This window comes from Campylobacter sp. CNRCH_2014_2849 (genome assembly GCF_025772845.1).
Taxonomy (GTDB): Bacteria; Campylobacterota; Campylobacteria; order Campylobacterales; family Campylobacteraceae; genus Campylobacter_D; species Campylobacter_D lari_D.
The window spans coordinates 1-22,654 of sequence record NZ_JAKMSW010000005.1; the positions used below are offsets into that span (position 1 = coordinate 1).

Consider the following 22,654-nt stretch of genomic DNA (forward strand, 5'->3'; position numbering starts at 1 on the left):
TCTTAGAAGAAATTATCTTCTAAGAAAGAGAATGTTTATACAGCGCCTTTTGGAGCTGTAAATGCTGTTATTTTAGGCGGTAATCCCTTATATTTTTCTATATTTACTAAGCCTGTATGAGAAATGTTTCCGTTTGCTAATTCAGAAGTTGGCATATCAATAGTTAAGACATTTACATTTCCGTATTTGCACATTCCTTCATCATTTGGATCATACCAGCCACCTTCGCATAATTTTACAACATTTGCCATAATATCTTTAGTTACCACAGCACCTGCGAGAACTTGACCTCTTTTATTGAAAACTCTTACAATATCACCATTTTTGATTCCAAGTTTTTTAGCATCAATAGGATTGATTAAGATAGGTTCTCTATCATTTACTGCATATTTTTCACGCAATGAGGTATGGCACATTTGAGAGTGAAGCCTATCTGTTGGATGATTAGTTAGTAGATGAAAAGGTGTTTCCTTAGTAGCATTTCCTAGCCATTCTATCGGCTCCATCCACATTGGATGTGCTTTGCAGTCTTTATAGTTATACTTTTCGATAGTTTTTGAGTAAATTTCTATCAAGCCTGATTCGGTGCCTAGAGCATTTAAGATAGGATCTTCAATAAATTCAGAAAATCTCACCCATTCCATACTTTCTATAGTTGGAGAAAAAGTTATAGGCTCATTTTTAGCCCAAAATTCTTCAAAACTTGGCATTTTTGGTTCAAATACATCCCCATAAGCTTGAGTTTGTTTTAAAGCGCTATTGTAGTATTCTTTAATAAAATCTTTTGCTTTTTTACCATTTTCGGTATAAGCATTAAATACATCATCTCCATACACTTTACAAATATCAGCAAAAATTTCATAGTCATCTTTGCTCTCGCCTATTGGTAATACTGCTTGCTTCATTGGAGCTATATTCATATTAGAATAATCTCCACTCATGGTAATATCATCTCGTTCATAAGAACTTGTGGTAGGCATTACAATATCTGCCATTTTAGCAGTTGGAGTCCAATAAATTTCATTTACAACTATAGTTCTTGGTTTTTGCCATGCTTTGATGTTAGTGTTTGTATTTTGATGATGAACTAATGGATTTCCACCTGCCCAATAAATAAAGTCAATATCAGGATAGGTTATTTTAGAACCATTATTGTCTATAACTTTCCCAGGATTTAATAAAGCATCAGCTATTCTAGCTACAGGAAAAGAATAACTAGCAGTATTTTGTAGCCATTCAGCACCACCTTGAGATTCTCCATTTTTTGGTATACCTTTAAATTTACCATTTTCCCAAATTCCCACAGCTCCTGCTGTAATACCTCCTATAACACCACCTTTGCATGATGGAACACCACCATTACTATAGTGATAACTTAAGCCAAATCCACCACCTTTAGTGCCAATTTGACCAAGCATTGAAGCTAGGGTTATTAACATCCAATGAGGTTGCTCGCCATGATGAGCTCTTTGCATACCCCAACCACTCATGATCATAGTAGGGTTATCATAAAAACTTTCAGCCAGTGTTTTGATGATTTTTTCATCAATTCCACAAATTTTACTTGCCCATTTTGTATCTTTTTTAATGCCATCATTCTTGCCATCTAAATAAGCTTTGAACTTATCAAATCCACTTGTATAATTTTCTAAAAATTCATAATTGACTTTATTTTTTTCGATCAAATGACTAGCCATGCCTATCATCATAGCAACATCTGTATTTGGTTTTGGAGAGATCCATTGTGCATTTAAAAATTTAGCAGTTTCGGTTTTTATAGGATCTATACAGATAACCTTGATTTTACTATTTTTTAATTTTTCAAAGTAAGCAAGACCTCTTTGATCGTTTGAAGTCCAAGCTATTCTTAAAGTAGCGATAGGATTAGCACCCCAAATAACTACTATTTTAGAATGTTCTAAAATGTTTTCCCATGAAGTTTGCTGTTCATATACTTCAATAGAGCCTACAACATAAGGCATTATTATTTGAGAAGCTCCGGTTGAGTAATCTCCGGTAGTCCCTACAAAACCACCTGTGACATTTAAAAATCTATGGAGCAATATTCTACAATTTTGCATATTTCCACTAGATTTCCATCCGTAGCTTCCACCAAATATAGCTTGAGTTCCTTTTTGCTCTCTTGTTTTTTTAAGTTCTTTTGCTATAAGTTTTATAGCCTCATCATAACTTACACGCACAAATTCATCTTTTCCTCTAAGTTCAGGTTTTGGACTGTCGGGATTTTCAAGATAGCTTTTTCTAACATAAGGATATTTCACGCGCGATTTGTAGATCATATCTGCTGTATAGTGTTGTAAAGGATTGTCAATTTGTGTTACTTTTTCCCATGGCTCACTTTTAATTACCACACCATCTTTAATGGTAAGTTTTAAAATTCCCCAATGTGCTGCTGTTATCACACTTCCATTTTTTACTAAACCAGAATTTATTTGAGAAACTTCTATATTTTTACTCATGGCTAAACTAGGAGCTAAAGGCAACACGCTTAACCCTGCTCCGATTTTTAAAAATTTTCTTCTATCAAGTCCCATTTTATTTTACCTCCTTAAAATCTTTTGCATTTTTTTGCAAATACTGTATCACTAGCCAATGATCTTTTTTATCAATTCCTGTTCTATTTACCATTGATCTAAAAGTAGCAGGCCAGCCATTAGCACTAAATTCACTTTCTTTATGAACGCTATGACAAATTCCGCAATTATTCATATAAAGCTCTTTAGCTTTTATAAACATTTCTTTGTTGCTTTTTGCAAAATCTTTCTTGTCAGTCCAAACTTCTATGGTAGCTTTATCCCATTTTCCATTTTTGCTTTTAGTATAAGTTTTAAAATCAAGTTTTGTATTTTTAGAAAATGCAGCAACTATGATTCTTTGACTATCGTTGTAATAAAGCACAGAAGGCGAAGCAGGATTAACATAGCCTGTGATCTTGATTAAAACTTTATTTCCATCAGTTTTTAATACTTCAAAAGGATTTGTGGGTAGCAATCTACCAACAGCTTTTGTGTCATTTTTGCTTAAGTAAAGTGAGCTTACTTCACTTGTAAAAAATTCATTTTTAGCGCAAACAAAAGAAACAAGCGCTAAACAGAAAACTAAAATTTTTCCCATTTTGCCTCCTTGATATTTTTAATATAAACTTATTGTATAACTTTAGTATTAAAATTTTCTTAGTATAAAAATATAAAAAATGCAATAATAAATATTATCTAATAATTTTTTATTAATTTTTAATTTATTTGTTTTTATATTTTCATAAAGTCTTTTCAATCCTTTAAAGTAAATTTTAGTAAAATATAAAATATTCTTTATAAAGGTTAAAAATGCACTTTACTTTGCTAAATGAAAAAGATTTTTTCAACCCCTACTACCGCAAAAAGCAAATTACACAAAATGAATTTGACACTTTTAGCAAGGCTTTAATGCAGTATTTAGAAAGGCTTGAAAGCTCACAAAGTGAAAATGAAGATTATCTTGTAGCTAACACGCTTAGTCCATTTTTAACCACTCTAAATTTCAAAACCCACATCAAAACCAAGCAAAAAGGCAAAAGCGAGATTGATTTAGCCATCGCTAAAGATGAGCTTAGCAAAGACTTAGAAGTTCTCATCGAAGCTAAAAAGCCCAACTCAAAAGAATTCATCACCCATACAAAGCCAAATTCCAAAGCCTTGCATGAAGCCATTTTGTATTATTTTAGAAACAGAGAGCATAGCTTTAGTTTGAAATTTATCATCATCACAGACTTTTATAAATTCTTCATTTTCAAAGCTAGTGAATTTGAAGAGCTTTTTTATAAAAACACAAGCTTTAAAAAGCTTTTTGAAGAATTTCAAAGCCCAAATTCACTTTTTAAAGGCAACACTGATGAATTTTACAAAGAAGCAAGCAAACTTATAGAAAATTCCAAAGAAAGTTTAAAAGGCTTTTTCATCGATTTAGCCTTTTTAAAAGACAAGCAAAAGTCAAATTTCAAAAATCTAGCAAGCATTTTTAAAACCTTTCATAGAGACTTTTTGCTAAATGAATTTAGCCCAAATGACGCAAACTCACTAAACAACGCATTCTATAAAGAGCTTTTATACATCCTAGGTTTAAGCGAGAGCAAACAGCTTTCTAAATTCATCATCACACAAAGTGAGCAAAGCAAACAAGCCCAAGGCACACTTTATCATCTCATAGCGAGCAAGCTTCCAAAGCATGACTTTGAAGAGGTGCTAAAATTCATCATACTTTGGCTAAACCGCATTTTATTTTTAAAGCTTATTGAGTCTAATTTAGTTAGATTTAACAATGATAAAACCCTAAAATTCTTAAACTATGAAAAAATTCCAAATTTTACTACCCTTTCACATCTTTTCTTTGATATCTTAGCTAAAGAAAAGCACACAAGGACGCAGAGTAAATTTAGCTATTTGCCTTATTTAAATTCATCACTTTTTGAAAAACAAGCCATCGAAAAAAACACACTAGAAATCGCTACTTTAGAAAATGATGCTTTGCTAGAGTACCACCCGCACACACAACTAAAAGATGACAAAGGCAAAAGTAAAAAAGGCAAAGTAGGTTTGCTTGAGTATTTGTTTGAGTTTTTAGACAGCTTTGACTTTGGGGCTGATGAGCAAAGCGAAGAACTCATCAAACAAAAAGAACTCATCAACTCAAGCGTTTTGGGAAATGTCTTTGAAAAGCTAAATGGCTACAAAGAAGGTAGTTTTTATACCCCAAGTTTTATCACTTCATATATGTGTAAAGCAAGTATAGAAAAAGTCGTGCTAGATAAGTTTAACCATACTTTTAAGTTAAATGCCACCAAGCTAAACGAGCTAAGAACCCAGCTACGCCAAGAAAAAATCTCTCAAGAGCAAAAACTAGCCTTGCTAAATTCCATACGCATTTGCGATCCTGCGGTGGGAAGCGGGCATTTTTTAGTTTCAGCTTTAAATGCCATGCTTATGGTGCATTATGAGCTTGGTTTGTTTGAAGAGGACTTTTACTTAAGCGTGCAAAATGATGAAATTTTAGTGCAAAATCACAAAGGTCAGTTTTTAGAGTATAAACGCCCTGATTTTGACAAAGACAAAACCCACCTTTGTCAAAAAGAACTTTTTGAGCGTAAAAAAGACATCATAGAAAACAACCTTTTTGGAGTAGATATCAACCCAAACTCATGTGAGATCACTAAACTAAGGCTTTGGATAGAGCTTTTAAAACACAGCTTTTATGAAAGCTTTGATGATACAAACTATCATGATCTTAAAACCCTGCCAAACATCGACATCAACATAAAATGCGGGAATTCGCTTATAAGTTATTTTGAAATTCACAAAAGCCTTTCTCACTACCCAAACATCAAAGAACGCATGGATAAATACAAACGCATAGTCAAAGACTACAAAGAAGGCTTTTACACCGACAAAACTCTCATCGCAAAAGAGATCAAAAACCTTAAAGAGTCTTTTAAAAATTTCTGCTTAAAAGACAAATTTGCCAAAGAGATCAAGCAACTTACCAACGGCGCTAATGAATACTCTAAAAAATACGGCGATTTTTTAGCACAAGATGAAAAAGATGAGAATTTTAGAGCATTTTTCTCTAAAAATATGTTTGAATTTGACTTTGATGAAAGTGCAGCTAAGAAAGAATTTAAAAAGCTTAAAAAGCTTTATGAGAGTATATTTGACTTAGAAAGTGCAAATCCTTTTGAATGGCGTTTTGAATTTAGCGAAGTGCTTGATGAGGGTGGGAATTTTCAAGGGTTTGATCTCATCATCGGCAATCCACCTTACATAAAAGAAAATGATAATAAAGAAATTTTTGCAAATACTAAAAATTTAAGAACTTATCAAGGTAAAATGGATATTTGGTATCATTTTGTGGGGCGTGGTTTAGATGTACTGAAAGAAAATGGAATTTTATCTTTTATTGCCACAAACAATTGGACTACAAATTCGGGTGCTAAAAAATTACGCAATGTTATATTAGAAGAGTGTCAAATTTTAAATCTTGTCGATTTTTCTTCGTTTATGGTTTTTGATTCTGCAAGCATACAAACTATGATAATGCAATTTCAAAAAACAAAACCACCTAAAAACTATGAATTTAATTTTGCAAAACTTACTACACAAAGTCCAAGTTATGAAGATGTTTTGGATATTTTAGAAAATACAAAGTCGCCTAATAATGAAATTTTAAATATAAATTTTAAGCCAAAGAATTTCATAGACAAAACTTTGAATTTTATAAAAAATGATTATGAAGAGATATTTGAAAAAATCCAAAAATATGGAAAATTTTACCTTGATGATAAAGAAGTAGCAAATGGGATACATCCGCATTATGATTTTGTAAATAATAGAATTAATAGTAATCATAATTTTGTTTTTAAAATAGGGCAAGGTATTTTTGGTCTGAGTGAAGAAGAAAAAGAGAAACTAAAATTAACAAAATTAGAAAATAATCTTGTAAAACCTTATTATGATACTCAAAATTTTATAAAATTCTTTTTTGAAAAAAATAATCATCGATGGATTATTTATACAAATTCATCTTTTAAAAATCCAAATTCTATGGATAATTATCCAAACTTAAAAAAACATTTAGATAAATTTAAAAAAGTTATTACTTCAGATAACAAACCTTATGGACTACATAGAGCTAGAGATGAAAAATTTTTTACAGGTAGTCCTAGAATAGTAGCTTTAAGAAAATGTGTAAATGAGCCTAAATTCAGTTATGTTGATTTTGATTGTTATGTTTCGGCGACTTTTTATGTTATAAAAACGCAAAGAATTGATACAAAGTATCTAGTTGCTATTTTAAATTCAAAACTTATGATGTTTTGGTTAAAACATAAAGGAAAAATGCAAGGCAATAATTATCAAATAGATAAAGAGCCTTTGTTAAATATTCCTATAGTAGATATAAATTCTAAAAATGAAAAACTAGCAAACGAGCTTATAAGCTTAGTCGATGAGATTTTAAATTTAAAAGAGCAAGATAAAAACGCAAACATCAAAACCCAAGAAACCAAAATAAACTCTATCGTTTATAAACTTTACAACCTAAACGAAGAAGAAATAAAAATCATTGAAGGAAAATGATGAATGAATTTGATCAGATATTGACACAATATGGAATTTATGCAACAAATACACAAATATCAATAGGAAAAGATAGAATAAGTGTATTTGGCAATGCAATAATTGAAAAAATAGATTTTAATATTTTACAAGAAAAAGGTATTAAAGATCTTGATATAAGGGTAAATGAAATTAAAAATATTATTTTTACAAAAGATGTTTTGTTAGATATGTCTTTTTCAGGTGTAACTTTTATAAATGAAATCAAAGCTAGCTCTAAATTTATAGGTGAATTAGTTTTTTCAGGTTGTACTTTTAAAGAAGAGGTGAATTTTCAACAAGCAAATTTTGAAAATTTTATTTGCTCTCGTGTTACTTTTGAAAAACAAGTATCTTTTTTAGGTGCTGTTTTTGGAAATACAGAAAATAAAAAAGAGATAAGTTTTTCCAATGTTACTTTTTTAAATGAAGTTGTTTTTTCTAAGGCTATTTTTAGTAGTAATATAGATTTTTATAAAGGTTATTTTCAAAAAGAATTGAAATTTAATAGGGCTGAATTTAAGTGTGATAAAGCTAATTTTTACATAGAATGTAAAGATAAAGTTGCTTTTATTGGAGCTATTGGAAAGAATATAACGATTATAGAATCAAATTTTGAAAATAATTTGATTCTAGGTGTAACATTTGATTTATTAAATATTATTGATAGTGAAATATTGAAAGATTTAACTTTAAATAACTCCACAGGACACAATATAGAAATTATAAATTCCACCATAGAAAAAAATACTGATTTGTCTTTGCTTTCAGCTAATAACATATCTTTAAATAATTCAACTTTTAAAGGAGAAATAAGTTTATCTATAAATAATTTTACACTCACACAAAATATAAATTTTAAAGATATTACTTTTGGAAAATTATATATACCAAAAGAACTTTTTGTAAAGAGCGTGGATTTTGAAAGATGTATTTTTTTGCAAGATATAAATTTGAAGGATTATACCTTCAATGAAGTTGCTTTCAATACTTGCACATTTAAAGAAAGCGTGTATTTTAATAATTCATGGTTTAAAAAGGAAGTTGATTTTCATGAGTGCGAGTTTGAAAAGACAGCTTGTTTTTATGGAGTTACATTTGATAAAGCTCCAAATTTTTCTCAAGCTTTATTTAAGAGTAATATAAATGTTATAAATTCGAATTTAAATTTTGATTATGCTAGAGTAGATGAAAAAATAAAACTATTATCTTCACAAGGAAAAGGTAAGTATAATTATGAAATTGCAAATGATTTTAGAGATTCTTTCAGGAACTTTAAAAGTGCTTTGATAAAAGATAACAATTTTTTAGATGCTTCAAATTTTCATAAATATGAGCTTTATTGTAAAGAGATAGAACTAAAAAATAAAAAAGGCAAGACTCTTAAAGATATAGTAGATAAATGGCAACTCTTTTTCTACCGTAAACTTTGTGATCATCATACAGACTTGCTAAAGGTGTTTCATAATCTACTTATCATCATCATGCTTTTTAGCGTTTTTTCTTTTGTACTTGATAAATTTAAACAACCTAGCATAGAAAATCATGCAAAATACCACATCGTTCAAGTAGATACTAATGAAAGCTATATCTTTAAAGAGCACAATAAAACGACTTATAATTTTTTATCCTTGAATATAGAGCAAGAATTTAAAAACTTGGACAGTTTATTATCTAAAACTGAGATTTATTTTTCTCTCGGTTTTGTATTGTTAGTGATTTTAGTTGCTTTGTTGAATAAAAAATACTTATGGCTCTCGCTTTTGCCTTTGTTTGTAGGGGTGGTTTATTGCATAGGATTTCCTAAGTCGATTATTACTCATTTTATGATCATAATGCTATTTGCATGTACTTTTATACTTATAATGGTTTTTGATAGCAAGCCTAAAAGATTTCTTTTTGTAGGTATTTCTTATATAGTTTGTATTTTTACGCTACTTGCAAAACCTAGTTTAATGCTTCCTGTGTTTGGAAGCTTTTTAGAAAAAGACACCAACGCTACTTATCCTTTATTGCTTAGCTTATCTGTGGTGTATTTTATACTTGTAGCTTTAGTGATATTCTCACTCCAAAAAACCGCACGCAAAAACTCCATAGTACCAAGCTGAAAGCAAAATCATGCTTTTAGCTTTAAAGTGTGATGAAAAATTTGATTTAAAAATACTTTTGATATAAATATTTTTATTATATTTATATTTTGTTTCAAATATAAACAATACTTTATATTTTATTTGTAAAGTGTAAATTTTTGTTTTTATTAAAAGAGAATTTTTATACGAAATGTTACTCTTATACCCATATAGTTAATTTTTTCTAACAAAAATACACAAAAATAAAAATATTTGTTAAGCTAGATATTGGAAATTTTTATCAAAAGGAAAAATATGTGGCAACAAATATATAATCCATTTGACAACATACTTTTAAGTGCTTTGGTGGCTTTTTTGCCTATTTTGTGCTTTTTGCTTTCTCTTGTAGTTTTCAAACTCAAAGGTTATCAAGCAGGCTTTTTAACTCTTATTTTATCAAGTGTTGTGGCATTGTTTGCTTATGATATGCCGTTTTCTTTATTAGGTGCTAGCTTTATACAAGGTTTTGCAAATGGTATTTGGCCTATAGCTTGGATCATCATCGCGGCCATATTTTTATATAAACTTTCTATCAAATCAGGCTCGTTTGAAGTGATAAAACAAAGTGTTATGAGTATCACTCCAGATCATAGAATTCAAGTGATTTTGATTGGATTTTGTTTTGGTTCTTTTTTAGAAGGTGCTATAGGTTTTGGAGGGCCAGTGGCTATCACCGCTGCATTACTTGTAGGACTTGGGCTTAGACCATTATACGCTGCAGGACTTTGCCTTATAGCCAATACCGCTCCGGTAGCTTTTGGAGCAGTTGGAATTCCTATCATAGCGATGAGTAATCTAGCAGGTATAGAACAGCACGGTGTTTCAGCTATGGTGGGTAGAATGCTTGTGCCTCTTAGCTTGACTATACCATTTTTTATAGTATTTTTAATGGATGGTTTAAAAGGGGTTAAAGAAACCTTTCCTGCTATTTTTGTCGCAGCCGTTTCTTTTACTGCTACACAATTTTGGAGTTCAAATCATTTAGGCGCAGAACTTCCAGATATTATTTCAGCGGTTGTTTCTTTGTCTGTTACTACGATATTTTTAAAATTTTGGAAGCCAAAAAATATTTTTAGATTAGATGATGTAAAAGACTTTGAAAACTCACAAAAGCTAGAATTTAAAAAAGTATTTTTAGCTTGGATTCCTTTTATACTTTTGATTATTTGTATTATTATATGGACTCAACCTTGGTTTAAGGCTTTATTTGCTAAAGATGGAATATTAAATTTTATGCAATTTACTTTGAAATTTAATGAAGCCTTAGGAGCTATCATAAGTCCTGATATAGTTAATCCACAAATTACAAAAACAATGATTCCATCACATACTATAGATTTAGTAGCACAAGCAGGAACTGCTATTTTAGTGGCTGCTTTAATGAGCATTGTTGTGTTGAAAATAAAAATCAACGAAGCTACCGAGTGTTTTTGGGAAACTTTAAAAGAAATGGCCACTCCATGCTTAACTATAGGCTTAGTAGTTGCTTTTGCCTTTATAGCTAAAAATAGCGGTATGAGTACTACTTTAGGACTTGCTTTTTCAAATACAGGCGATGCTTATGCATTTTTTTCTCCCATCATAGGATGGATAGGTGTGTTTTTAACAGGTTCTGATACTAGTTCAAATTTGCTTTTTGGGACATTACAGCAAGTTAGTGCTCAAAAGTTAGGAATTTCAGAAACTTTATTTTTAGCAGCAAATTCTGTTGGTGGAGTTGTGGGTAAAATGATATCTCCTCAAAGTATAGCGGTAGCTTGTGCAGCAGTTGGACTTGTAGGAAAAGAATCTGAATTGTTTAGATTTACTTTAAAATACTCAATAGGTTTTATAATTCTAATAGGAATTTGGACTTTTATTATAGCATTTTTCTTCCACGGGATCATCCCTGAAGCAGTGCTTTTAAAATAAGGATTGATGATGAAAAAAGTGTATTTATTTGCTACTTGTTTGGGTAGTGCGATAATGCAAGAAAGTGTTTTAAACGCGGTTAGACTTTTAAGAAGAGAGGGAGTTGAGGTTATATTTAAAAAGCAGCAAACTTGCTGCTCTCAACCCTCATTTAATTCAGGGTATTTTAAAGAAAGTAAAAATATAGCTTTGCATAATATAAAACTTTTTACTCAAGATTATCCTATAGTAGTGCCAAGCGGTTCTTGTGCGGGGATGATGAGTCATGATTATTTAGAGCTTTTCAAAGATGATGAGCATTTTAACTTGGTAAAGGAATTTAGCTCTAGAGTGATTGATCTTAGTCAGTATTTAGATGAGGTTTTAAAGGTTGATTATGAAGACAAAGGCGAACCTATAAAAGTGACTTGGCACTCTAACTGCCATGCATTAAGAATTCAAAAAAGCATACAAGCGAGCAAAAATCTGCTAAAAAAACTCAAAAATGTGGAATTAATTCCTCTAGAATTTGAAGAAGAATGCTGTGGTTTTGGAGGAACTTTTTCTGTGAAAGAGCCTCAAATTTCAAATTCTATGGCACAAGAAAAAATCAAAGATATCCAAAATACAGGCGTAAAATATGTATTAAGTTCTGATGGTGGGTGTTTGATGAATATTGCAGGCACGATGAGTAAAATGGGGCTTGATATAAAAGGAATTCATTTGTATGATTTTTTAAACAAGCGTCTTGAAGGAGTTGCGATATGAAAATGACACATGAACAAATTGTGGATGTGAAAATTCATGATAAGCAAATGCGAGAGAATTTAAGATCTGCTATGCATACTTTGCAAAAAAATCGTTTAAAAGTTATAGATGAGAAATTTAATGATTGGCAAGGACTAAGATCTAAAGCTAAGCAAGCTAAAAACAATGCTTTATCAACTTTACACGATAGGCTTTTAGAATTTGAACAAAATGCCACTAAAAATGGCATAAATGTCCATTGGGCGAGTTCTGATGAGGATGCCTGTGAGATTATATATGAATTAATGGTAGAAAAAAACATCGGTAAAATTCTAAAAGGTAAATCTATGGCTAGTGAGGAAATAGGTTTAAACCACTACCTAGAATCCAAAGGCTTAAAAGCCATAGAAACAGATTTAGGCGAACTTATATTGCAGTTAAATGATGAAACTCCCGTGCATATTGTAGTTCCAGCGGTACATAAGAACCGCTATGAAATTGGTAAAATTTTTCAAGAAAAATTAGGCTCTAATTTAGAAAGTGAGCCAGAAAAGCTAAATTCTATTGCAAGAAAGCATTTAAGAGATGAATTTGAAGGACTTAAAATGGGGCTTAGCGGAGTAAATTTTGCTATGTCTAAAGAAGGCGCTTTTTGGCTTATAGAAAATGAGGGAAATGGTAGGATGTGCACCACAGCAAGTGATATACATGTAGCACTTTGTGGTATAGAAAAAGTTATGGAAAGCTTTGAAGATGCTGCCACTATGGTGTCTTTACTTACTCCATCAGCTACGGGTCAATTTATACCAACTTATAACAATATCATTACAGGACCTAGAAAAAATGGAGATTTAGATGGCCCAAAAGAAGTGCATATTATTCTTTTTGATCATAATAGAAGCAAAATGCTAAATGATGAAGATTATTATGAAGCTTTGCGTTGTATAAGATGTGGGGCTTGTATGAATTTTTGTCCTGTGTATGATAAAATAGGCGGCCATACTTATCAAAGTGTATATCCAGGGCCGATTGGAGAAGTCATAAGTCCTAATCTTTTTGGTATGCAAGAAAATGGTGATATTCTTACTTTTTGCTCGCTTTGTGGAAGATGTTCTGAAGTTTGTCCGGTAAGAATTCCTCTTGCGGATTTAATACGCAAATTAAGAGCAGCAAAAGTAGGTCAAGGAAGTTTTGATAATATCGCTCCAAATACTGCTGAAGCTATGGCATTTAAGATTTTTGAAAAAGTAGCTACAACTCCTATTATTTGGAAAAATACTTTAGCAAATTTACATAATTTTAATTGGCTTTTGCAAAAAGGAAAAAATTCTTTACCAGTAGTTAAAAAATGGAGTGCTTATAAGGAATTTCCACAAATAAAACTTGATCTTTATAAAGAACTTGAAAATATGCAAGGAGTAAAGTGTGAGTAGAATAAATGAAATTTCTTCACAAAGCAAAAAAGCTATTTTGGATAAGATTAAAAATACACATTTATCTTTTGAAAAAATTCCGACTATGGATCCTATAGAGCATATCAAAACAAGTGATGATATGTATAGTGAGTTAAAAGAAAAAATGAGTGCAAATAAATACATAGTAGAAGAAAGCTCGTTAGAAAAATTAGAAGAAAAAGTCAATCAAATTGTTAAAAGTTATGGCTATAAAAGTCTTATTTATCCTGATAATTTAAATTTAGATATAAATAAAATTGAAGCCGAAAAAAAGACTTGTTTTAATCAAGAGATTGAAAAAATACGAAAAGAAGTTTTTCATAGTGATTTTTCTATCATCCAAGCAAGAGTTGGAGTAAGCTCACATGGAGTTGCTTTAGTTTTGTCTGATAAAACTCAACCAAGAATGCTTTCTTTGGCTCCTATGCTTTGTATTGTCTTATTAAAAAAAGAAAATATTGTAAAAAGCATTAGCCAAGCATTGAATTTAGTAAAAGAAGAAAATGAAATTTTACCTAGCAATATTTTGTTTATAGCAGGGCCATCAAGAACTGCAGATATTGAACTTATCACTGTTTTTGGAGTTCATGGATCTCAAAAGGTTCATATTATACTTTATTGATTTATTTAGAATTTGCACTTAGTGTAAATTCTAAAATCACCTTCAAATCAAAAATTAACTTCTTGGTTTTTAAAACATTAATTAAATTATATTTTTATCAACCTTTGCTATTTTATTGATTTTAGTTATATTTAAGATATTTTTTGACATAGTAAAAAAGGTATTAACTTAAATTTTAAAACTATAAAAAGGAAAATCATGTTAAAAACAAGTTTTAAAAAGGCAGTATTTTTACCAAGTATTAGTATTATAGTTGTTTTAAGCCTTAGTTGTATTTTCTTGCCTAAACTTACAAATGATTTTATCAATCATATAAAAAGTGGAATTTTTGCAAATTTTTCATGGTTTTATATATTAAGCGTGAGTTTTTTTGTGTGTTTTATGCTTGCACTTGCACTTTCAAAATTTGGCGATATTAAACTCGGCGATGATGATGAAAAACCTCATTTTAAATTTACTTCTTGGCTTGCTATGCTTTTTGCTACGGGTATGGGTGTGGGGCTTATGTATTTTGGTGTGGCTGAACCTCTCATACATAAAAAAGCCTTGCAAACAAGCGATGAAGAAGCTATGCTACATACTATCTTTCACTGGGGAATTCACCCATGGGCTATTTATGGGGTGTGTGCTTTGGCTATGGCGTATTTTGGTTTTAGATATAAAATGCCTCTTAGTTTGCGTAGTGCTTTTTACCCTTTGCTTAAAGATAAAATTTATGGTTTTTGGGGAAATTTAGTTGATATGCTTGCTTTAATTGTCACGGTTTTTGGCATTAGTACCACACTTGGTTATAGTGCATCTCAACTAAATGCGGGCTTTTCAAATTTGGGTATTTTAAACGGACAAAGCTTTTTAGAACAAAGCGTGATTATAATCATCATTATTTCTTTAGCCACACTCTCATCGATTAGTGGCTTAACAAAGGGTTTAAAAATTTTAAGTGAAGCAAATTTAGTTTTTGCAGTGTGTTTAATGCTTTTTGTGCTTTTTTCAACAAATACCATCCAAATTCTTTCACAATTTAGCTCTAATATTGGAAATTATTTGCAAAATTTAATTTCTTTGAGCTTTAAGACTTATTATTATGAAAAAGAACATATAGAATGGTTTAATAATTGGACTATTTATTATTGGGCTTGGTGGCTTAGTTGGGCGCCTTTTGTGGGCTTTTTCATTGCTAAGATTTCTCGTGGTAGAACGATAAGGGAATTTATTTTTGGCGTGCTTGTAGTGCCTACTAGTTTTAATATACTTTGGTTTAGCATTTTTGGCAATAGTGCTTTAAATTTCAATGATATTTTAAGTCCTTTTACTTCAGCACCTGAAAGTTTGCTTTTTTATTTTTTACAAAATTTTTCTTTTTCTTATTTTAGTTCTTTGCTTGCGCTTTTAGTTTTAGCTTTGTTTTTCATCACTTCAGCAGATAGTGGGATATTTGTGTTAAATTCTTTAAGTAGTGGTGGTGCTCATGAGCCATACAAATGGCAAAATATCCTTTGGGGTTTTGTGCTTGCGCTTTTAGCTACTTCTTTACTGTATTCAGGCGGCTTGGGGGCGATTTTAAGTATCACTATGATAGTGGCTTTACCTTTTGCATTTTTGCTTTGTTTGATGTGTTTTTCATTGCTTAAAGGCTTAATTGTAGATGTGAATTATTCTTTAACTAAGCTTAGTCAAAGTAGTGTGTATTTTACAGGAGAATTTTGGCAAGAAAGACTTGCTAGAATTTTAAAACAAAGCAAAGAACAAGACATACAAAATTTCTTAAATACCAAAGTTAAAAATGCTATGGAATCACTCAGCCAAAGTCTAAAAAACTACGGCTTGAAAACACAGATCGTTCAAGAAAAATCAAGTATAAGTTTGATTATAAAAAAAGAATTTGCAAAAGATTTTATCTATGGAGTGCAAGTAGTAAAAAAACAAGCAAGCCAAAGCATAATCGATGATAAATTTATGCCAACTTATTCTAAAGAATTTATCTTTGAGCCACAAACTTTCTTTGCTGATTCGCGTAATGGTTATAATATAGAGTATTTAAACGAGCAAGAAATCATCGTAGATATACTAAAGCAGTATGAGAGGTATTTGCAACTTTTATTTGATGATAAAAATGAAATTTTTACCAAAGCTTATGATTAAAAAGCGTTATAATTACACTTTATTCTTATAAGAAAGGCCTTTTATGTTGAGATTTTTTTTAATGTTTTTTTGTGCTTTAAATCTTTTTGCTATTACGCCAAAAGATACGATCGTTATAGCAGTGGAAAATGAGCCAGAGCGTATAAATCCGCTTTTTAGTGAAGATCATGATGTGGCAATTGCTCTTGTGTTTTCAGGACTTACACGCTTTGATGAAAATATGAGCTTAGCGCCTGATCTTGCTAGATCTTGGAAAGTTAGTAAAGATGGGCTTGTTTATGAATTTACTTTAAGAGATGATATATTGTGGCATGATGGGACTAAATTTAGTGCCAAAGATGTGGAATTTAGTATAAATGCTTTAAAAGATGAGAAGTTAAATTCACCCTCAAAGGTAAATTTTGACGCAGTTAAAGAAGTAAAAATCATTGATGATTATCATTTGATTATCACACTTTCAAAGCCTTTTCCTGCATTTTTAGACGCTTTGAGTGTGGGAATTTTACCAAAACATTTACTTGAAAAAGAAAATTTAAATACTACTAAATTTAATCAAATGCCTATAGGAACAGGACCATATAAGCTAAAACAATGGAAAAAAGGTCAATACATGATCTTAGAAGCAAATGAAAATTATCATTTAGCTAAGGTAAAAACACCAAAACTCATACTAAAACATATTAAAGATCCAAGTATTAGTGCTATTGAGCTTAAAAATGGTTCTATTGATGTAGCTTTAGTTGATTTTGCTCTAGCTTCAAATTTTGCAAATGATAAAAACTTTAAAATGCTTATAGAACCTTCAGCTGATTATCGTGCTTTGATGTTTAATTTTAATCATGAGTTTTTAAAAGATCAAAATGTGCGTTTAGCACTAAATTATGCTATCGATAAAAAAGCTATTGTGGATTCTCTTTTGCATTCTTTTGGAAAAGTAGCAAATCATCCTTTGGAAAAATCATGGGCAAATCCTAAAGAATTTGCAACTTATACTTATGATGTAAAAAAAGCAAATGAGCTTTTAGCAAAAGCAGGCTTTGTGAAAAACAAAAATGGAATTTTAGAAAAAAATGGCAAAGAATTTAGCTTTGAAATGTATGCTATGAGTGAAGATCCACTAAGAATAGCTTTGGTAAATATCTTACAAAGTGAGTTTTTAAAGCTTGGCATTAAGGCAAAGGCAGTTGCTAAGCCGAGTGGAAGTTTTGACTATACTAAGATTGACAGCTTTTTGGTAGGTTGGGGTAGTCCTTATGATCCTGATTTTCATACTTTTAGAGTTTTTGAAAGCTCTCAAGATAGTGCTTTAAACTCTAGTGGATGGAATTTTGGTCATTATCAAAATGCTAAAGTTGATGAAGCTCTGATAAAAGCGAGAAATTCGCTTGATGTAAATGAAAGAAAAAAATACTATAAAGAATTTATTGACGCTTTATATAAAGATCCTGCATTTTTATTTATAGCTTATATTGATTATCCTTTAGTTTTTGCTAAAAATATCCAAGGTATAAAACCTCATATTTTAGGTCATCATGGGGTAGGTTTTACTTGGAATGCTTATGAGTGGAGCAAAAATTAGTGTTAAAACTCATTTTTAAACGCCTTTTATGGGCGTTTTTTTTGATGATTTTTGCAAGTTTTTTATGTTTTGTGATGATTTATCATGCTAAAGGAAGTGTGGTTTTTGCTAGTGTGCCTCAAGGAACTAGCCTTAAAATAAAAGAAGAAATTGAGCATAATTTAAATTTAGACAAGCCTTTATTAGAGCAGTATGAAAATTGGCTTTTTAATGCCATGAAAGGCGACTTTTCCTACTCTTTAATCAGCGGAGAAAAGGTTAATGAAATTTTAAAAGAAAAACTTCCCTATACCATCATACTAGGAAGTTTGGCTTTTTTTATACTTTTTGTGTTGTCTTTGGTTTTGGCACTTTTTTGCGTTCTTTATAAAGATAGTTTTTTGGATAAAATTATTACCTTTTCAACGATGAGTTTTTTTGCATTGCCTACTTTTTCTTTATCGCTAATGCTTATTTTAGTTTTTGCTGTATTTTTTAAGCTTTTTCCAAGTTCGGCTATTGCTGATATTGGCTTTGAAGATGATGTATTTAATCGTTTGTGGCATTTGTTTTTACCAGTATGTGCTTTAGTGCTTTCACATTTAGCTGTTTTTGTGCGTTTTATAAGGACAAGTTTGATTGATAGTTTAAATCAGGGCTTTATAGAAAGTGCTTTTGCAAGAGGGCTTAGTAAAAAAAGAATTTATTTGCATTTTGTATTAAAAGATGCTTTTGCTTCTATACTCGCGTATTTTGGTGCTTCCTTTGTGAGTTTTTTAATGGGAACTTATATAGTAGAAAGTGTGTTTTCTTATGAGGGTGTTGGAAATTTAGTGATTAAAAGTATATTGTTTAAAGACTATCCTGTGGTGTTAGCTGTGGTAATTTTTAGCATTTTAGTGGTAGTGCTTGTAAATTTGATCGTAGAGATAATTTGCAAGATGATTAATCCAAGGTTTGCTAATGCGTAAGTTTTATGTGATGATGATTTTACTAAGTTTTATTTTAGCGCTTTTTGTACCTTTAATAAGTTCTTATGATCCTAATTTAGTGGATTTAAGCAAGGCTAAAATAGCCCCAAATTTAAGTCATATTTTTGGCACAGATTTACTTGGTAGAGATATTTTTACGCGTATTTTATATGCCTTGCGTGTTTCTTTATTTGTAGGGGTAATGGCAGCATTTTTTAGCGTGCTTTTTGCTTGTGCTTATGTGTTTTTAACAAGATTTTTTGCTTATGCCTTTTTTGCTAGAGTGCTTGATATGCTTTTGGCTTTACCTTCTTTACTTGTGATTATGTTTTTTCAAAGTTTTTTGGCGGGATCTTTGTGGAGTATGATTTTTATCATCGCTTTGGGGCATTTTGCTTTTGTGGCAAAAGTACTTGATACTCAGCTTAATAAATTTCAAAAACTTGAGTTTTATCAAAATGCTATCATTCTAGGCTCTAGTAAGATGAAAGCTTTATTTAGTGAGCTTTTACCTGCTTGTTGGAATTTGCTTTTTGTGCTTTTTGTTTTAAATATCGCCCATGCTATTACAAGTGAAGCTACTTTAAGCTTTTTTGGCTTGGGTGTAGAGCTTTGGACTCCAAGTTTAGGAAATATGTTAAATGAAGCAAGTAAGGCTGTGTTTTTAGGATTTTGGTGGATGATAGTTTTTCCAGTAGCCTTTATACTTATGCTTATCCTACCTTTGCTTGCTTTGGGTAATGACTTACAAGAAGAGATTAAAGCATGATAGAAATTGCAAATTTAAATCTTAGCTTTAAAGATAAGATCTTATTAAAAGATATAAATCTTAATTTAGAAGATGGTAAAGCTTTGGCTATCATGGGTAAAAGTGGAGCGGGAAAAAGCTTGCTTTTAAAAAGCATGATTAAGCTTTTTGATAAACACTATAAGCTTAATGCACAAAAATTTAGGATAGATCAAAAAGATATTTTAATTTTAAAAGAAAAAGAGCTAAATATTTTAAGAACTAAGGTAAATTTACTTTTTCAAGATGTTTATGGGAGCTTTTACCCTCTTGTTGATATAGGGAGTTATTTTAATATAGTTTTAAAAACTCATACTAATTTAAGCACAAAAGAGATTAAAGAAAAGGCCTTTTATTATTTTGAGTGTTTAGGGCTTAAAAATCATGATCTTTTATGGCATTCTTTTATATATCAGTTAAGTGGTGGTATGGCAAGACGCATTCAAATAGCTCTAGCTTTACTAAGCGAGGCTAAGTATTTATTGTGTGATGAGATTACAAGCTCACTTGATAGAGCTAATGAAGAAAAAATCATCGCTATTTTAAAAGAGCTAAAAACACAATTTAAAAATCTCATTTTCATTACTCATGATATAAATTTAGCTAAAGAGCTTTGTGATGAGGTGGCTATCATAGAAGATAAAACTTTGATTTATCAAATGCCTGTGAAAGAGTTTTTAAGCAATCCAAAAGGTGTTTTTGCTAAAGAATTGTTAAATTATTTTGAGAATGAGAATGTTTTTAGAAGTTAAAAATTTAAGCAAATCTTATAAATTTAAAAAACATTGGTATTTAAAGGAAGAGGAAATTTTTGTTTTTAAAGATGTGAGTTTTTCTCTAAATCAAAATGAAAATTTATTGCTTTGTGGGGAAAGTGGTAGTGGTAAAAGCACTTTAGCTAAAATTCTTTGTATGCTTGAACGCGCAAATACTGGAGAGATTTTGTTTGAAAATGAAAATATATTAAAATTAGATTTTAACGCTCAAAGAAAATTACGCCAAAAAATTCAATATATTTTCCAAGATCAAAAGTTAGCTTTAAATCCTTACAAAAGTGCCAAAAGACTTTTGATTGATGTGTATGAAAATTTTAAACTTAAGCCCGATTTTGGAGAGCTTTTTAAACTTTTTGATGCTTTTGAGCTTGAAAAAGATATTTTAAATTTAAAACCTTCTAAATTAAGTGGCGGTCAAAGCCAAAGATTAGGTTTGATTAGAGCTTTGCTTTTAAAACCAAAATTGCTTATTTTAGATGAAATCACAGCAGCACTTGATATACCAACTGCTTGTAAAATTCTAAATTATTTATATGCTTTTCAAAAAAAATACGATATTACTTATATTTTTATTTCTCATCAGGAAAAAATCTTACAAGACATTTGTCATAAAAAAATGTATTTATAATAAAGATAAAAACTGTTTCATTTTGAAATACATAAAAATTTATTTTTTTGATAATAAGTTTTTATATAGCTAAATTGAAGTAAAATAAATTTAATTATGCTTAAATAAAAGGTTTATTATGACGCACGCAACTATAGAGCATCAATACTTTGGCATCTTTGCAATGCTTGTTATTGCAAGTGTTATATTTTTTACTTTGGTGTATATTTCTTCTAAAATAGGTTCTAAGCTAGCCTCTCATAATAGAAAAAAACTTGGACTAGGAATTTATGAGTGTGGGCCTATGGCTTCTAAACAAGCAAATAAAATCAATTCTCAATTTTTTGTTTTTGCTTTGATTTTTATTTTGCTTGATATTGAAGTGGTGTTTTTATTTCCTTGGGCGGTGATTTTTAAAGATTTAACCGCAGAACTTTCAAAATATGGCTTATCTTTATTTGCCTTGGTGGAAGTGTTTGTTTTTATTTTATTACTTGCAGTAGGCTTTTTATATGCTTATAAAAAAGGAGCATTTGCATGGCAGAGTATCAAAAAATGAGTAATGCGCCAGTTGTTTTAACTACGGTTGATAAGTTAGTGCAATGGGGTAGAAGTAATTCTTTATGGGCACTATCTTATGGACTTGCCTGTTGTGCTATTGAAATGATGGCAGCAGGTGGTGCAAGATATGATTTTGATAGATTTGGAACAATTTTTAGAGCAAGTCCAAGACAATCTGAAGTAATGATTATAGCGGGTACTTTAAGTAAAAAACATGCTGAATTTACAAGAAGACTTTATGATCAAATGCCTGATCCTAAATGGGTTATTTCTATGGGTTCTTGTGCAAATACCGGCGGTATGTTTAATACCTATTCTACTGTCCAAGGAGTGGATAGGATTATTCCTGTTGATATTTATGTGCCAGGCTGTGCCCCGCGTCCTGAAACTTTTCAATTTGCTTTGATGATTTTGCAAAAAAGAATTCGTAAAGAAAAAGCAAGCAGAAAAATAGCTCCAAAAAGGCTTATATGATGAGAAAATATAGCGATAAGAAAAATGCTCAGCTAAAAAATTATTATGAGGATAGATTTTACCATGCACCTGCAACTAAAAAACTAAGCACAGAGGGTAGTGTTTTTGAGAATGATCATCAAATTTTAAGTCAAGAATTTGAGTTAAAAAATTCTTTTATAGAGCTTGATTTTTGGGTGATTGAGATAAACAAAGATGATAATGTTGCTATTCTTGATAAGCTTAAGAATTTAGGTTATAGCTGTTTTACTGACGCAAGTGCGATTGATTTTGTCGCTCAAAAACAGGGTTTTGAAGTATATTATCAGCTTTTAAATATGGAGAAAAATTTAAGAGTGAGAATAAAAACTTTCGTTGGTTTAAAAGAAAGGCTTCAAAGTGTTATGAGCGTTTTTAAAGGTGCTAATTGGTGTGAGAGAGAAATATATGATATGTTTGGAATTTTCATCATCAATCATCCAAATTTAAAAAGACTTTTAATGCCTGATGATTGGTATGGACATCCTTTTTTAAAAAGCTATCCTTTGCATGGTGATGAATTTGCTAAGTGGTATGAGATAGATAAAATTTTTGGAAAAGAATACCGCGAGGTTGTAGGTGAAGAAAATAGAGATCCAGGTTTTGTAGATGAAAAAGACACGCTAAACTTTAGTAGAATTTATCATGAGGTTGGTAAAGGCGAAGCTCCAAGAGAGGATAAATACCTACAAGAATATCAAGAAGAAGGTGGCGTGCCTTTTGTGAAAAAAGCCAAAAGAACGCAAGTAAAAATTTTAGATAAGAGAAGATAA

General features: G+C 30.6%; 16 protein-coding genes and 2 pseudogenes. 16 read left to right on the forward strand and 2 right to left on the reverse strand.

Features of this window, described 5'->3' with window-relative positions; translation table 11 throughout:
* Positions 1-35: 35 nt before the first annotated feature.
* Both L8X33_RS04280 and L8X33_RS04285 read right to left on the reverse strand, forming a co-directional pair.
* Positions 36-2,555 (reverse strand): molybdopterin guanine dinucleotide-containing S/N-oxide reductase, encoded by a 2,520-nt coding sequence (locus L8X33_RS04280; RefSeq protein WP_263670033.1) that lies wholly within the window; start codon positions 2,553-2,555, stop codon positions 36-38.
* 1 nt (position 2,556) lies between these two features.
* Positions 2,557-3,135 (reverse strand): cytochrome C, encoded by a 579-nt coding sequence (locus L8X33_RS04285; RefSeq protein WP_220566522.1) that lies wholly within the window; start codon positions 3,133-3,135, stop codon positions 2,557-2,559.
* A gap of 212 nt (positions 3,136-3,347) precedes the next feature.
* Between L8X33_RS04285 and L8X33_RS04290 the strand changes: the two genes are divergently transcribed.
* From L8X33_RS04290 to L8X33_RS04360, 16 genes and pseudogenes are all read left to right on the forward strand, one after another.
* Positions 3,348-7,127 (forward strand): Eco57I restriction-modification methylase domain-containing protein, encoded by a 3,780-nt coding sequence (locus L8X33_RS04290; protein ID WP_263670034.1) that lies wholly within the window; start codon positions 3,348-3,350, stop codon positions 7,125-7,127.
* Positions 7,128-7,336: 209 nt separating this feature from the next.
* A pseudogene (locus L8X33_RS08775) lies at positions 7,337-8,146 on the forward strand (pentapeptide repeat-containing protein); the annotation flags it as partial.
* A 12-nt stretch (positions 8,147-8,158) separates the two neighbouring features.
* A pseudogene (locus L8X33_RS08780) lies at positions 8,159-9,253 on the forward strand (pentapeptide repeat-containing protein); the annotation flags it as partial.
* Positions 9,254-9,529: 276 nt separating this feature from the next.
* Complete coding sequence (locus tag L8X33_RS04300) at positions 9,530-11,185, forward strand: L-lactate permease (protein WP_412175225.1); 1,656 nt, start codon at positions 9,530-9,532, stop codon at positions 11,183-11,185.
* 6 nt (positions 11,186-11,191) lie between these two features.
* Positions 11,192-11,932, forward strand: a complete 741-nt coding sequence (locus L8X33_RS04305) for a (Fe-S)-binding protein (protein WP_115614003.1) — start codon at positions 11,192-11,194, stop codon at positions 11,930-11,932.
* Complete coding sequence (locus L8X33_RS04310) at positions 11,929-13,344, forward strand: LutB/LldF family L-lactate oxidation iron-sulfur protein (protein WP_263669176.1); 1,416 nt, start codon at positions 11,929-11,931, stop codon at positions 13,342-13,344. The genes L8X33_RS04305 and L8X33_RS04310 overlap by 4 nt, the downstream gene beginning before the upstream one ends.
* Positions 13,337-13,987 (forward strand): LutC/YkgG family protein, encoded by a 651-nt coding sequence (locus L8X33_RS04315; RefSeq protein ID WP_263661522.1) that lies wholly within the window; start codon positions 13,337-13,339, stop codon positions 13,985-13,987. Before L8X33_RS04310 ends, L8X33_RS04315 begins: the two co-directional genes overlap by 8 nt.
* Before the next feature lie 198 nt (positions 13,988-14,185).
* Positions 14,186-16,129, forward strand: a complete 1,944-nt coding sequence (locus L8X33_RS04320) for a BCCT family transporter (RefSeq protein WP_070255432.1) — start codon at positions 14,186-14,188, stop codon at positions 16,127-16,129.
* Positions 16,130-16,172: 43 nt separating this feature from the next.
* Positions 16,173-17,708: an ABC transporter substrate-binding protein gene (locus L8X33_RS04325; protein ID WP_070255429.1), complete on the forward strand. Its 1,536-nt coding sequence runs from the start codon at positions 16,173-16,175 to the stop codon at positions 17,706-17,708.
* 11 nt (positions 17,709-17,719) lie between these two features.
* Complete coding sequence (locus L8X33_RS04330; protein WP_318529719.1) at positions 17,720-18,658, forward strand: ABC transporter permease; 939 nt, start codon at positions 17,720-17,722, stop codon at positions 18,656-18,658.
* Positions 18,651-19,427: an ABC transporter permease gene (locus L8X33_RS04335; protein WP_263670040.1), complete on the forward strand. Its 777-nt coding sequence runs from the start codon at positions 18,651-18,653 to the stop codon at positions 19,425-19,427. Before L8X33_RS04330 ends, L8X33_RS04335 begins: the two co-directional genes overlap by 8 nt.
* Complete coding sequence (locus L8X33_RS04340; protein ID WP_133319468.1) at positions 19,424-20,197, forward strand: ATP-binding cassette domain-containing protein; 774 nt, start codon at positions 19,424-19,426, stop codon at positions 20,195-20,197. Before L8X33_RS04335 ends, L8X33_RS04340 begins: the two co-directional genes overlap by 4 nt.
* The gene (locus L8X33_RS04345; RefSeq protein ID WP_263670041.1) at positions 20,181-20,849 is read left to right on the forward strand and encodes an ATP-binding cassette domain-containing protein; all 669 of its coding nucleotides are present in this window, start codon (positions 20,181-20,183) and stop codon (positions 20,847-20,849) included. Before L8X33_RS04340 ends, L8X33_RS04345 begins: the two co-directional genes overlap by 17 nt.
* Before the next feature lie 118 nt (positions 20,850-20,967).
* Positions 20,968-21,387: an NAD(P)H-quinone oxidoreductase subunit 3 gene (locus tag L8X33_RS04350; RefSeq protein WP_220566531.1), complete on the forward strand. Its 420-nt coding sequence runs from the start codon at positions 20,968-20,970 to the stop codon at positions 21,385-21,387.
* The gene (locus tag L8X33_RS04355; protein WP_039619352.1) at positions 21,366-21,863 is read left to right on the forward strand and encodes a NuoB/complex I 20 kDa subunit family protein; all 498 of its coding nucleotides are present in this window, start codon (positions 21,366-21,368) and stop codon (positions 21,861-21,863) included. Before L8X33_RS04350 ends, L8X33_RS04355 begins: the two co-directional genes overlap by 22 nt.
* Positions 21,863-22,654, forward strand: a complete 792-nt coding sequence (locus L8X33_RS04360; RefSeq protein WP_263670043.1) for an NADH-quinone oxidoreductase subunit C — start codon at positions 21,863-21,865, stop codon at positions 22,652-22,654. The genes L8X33_RS04355 and L8X33_RS04360 overlap by 1 nt, the downstream gene beginning before the upstream one ends.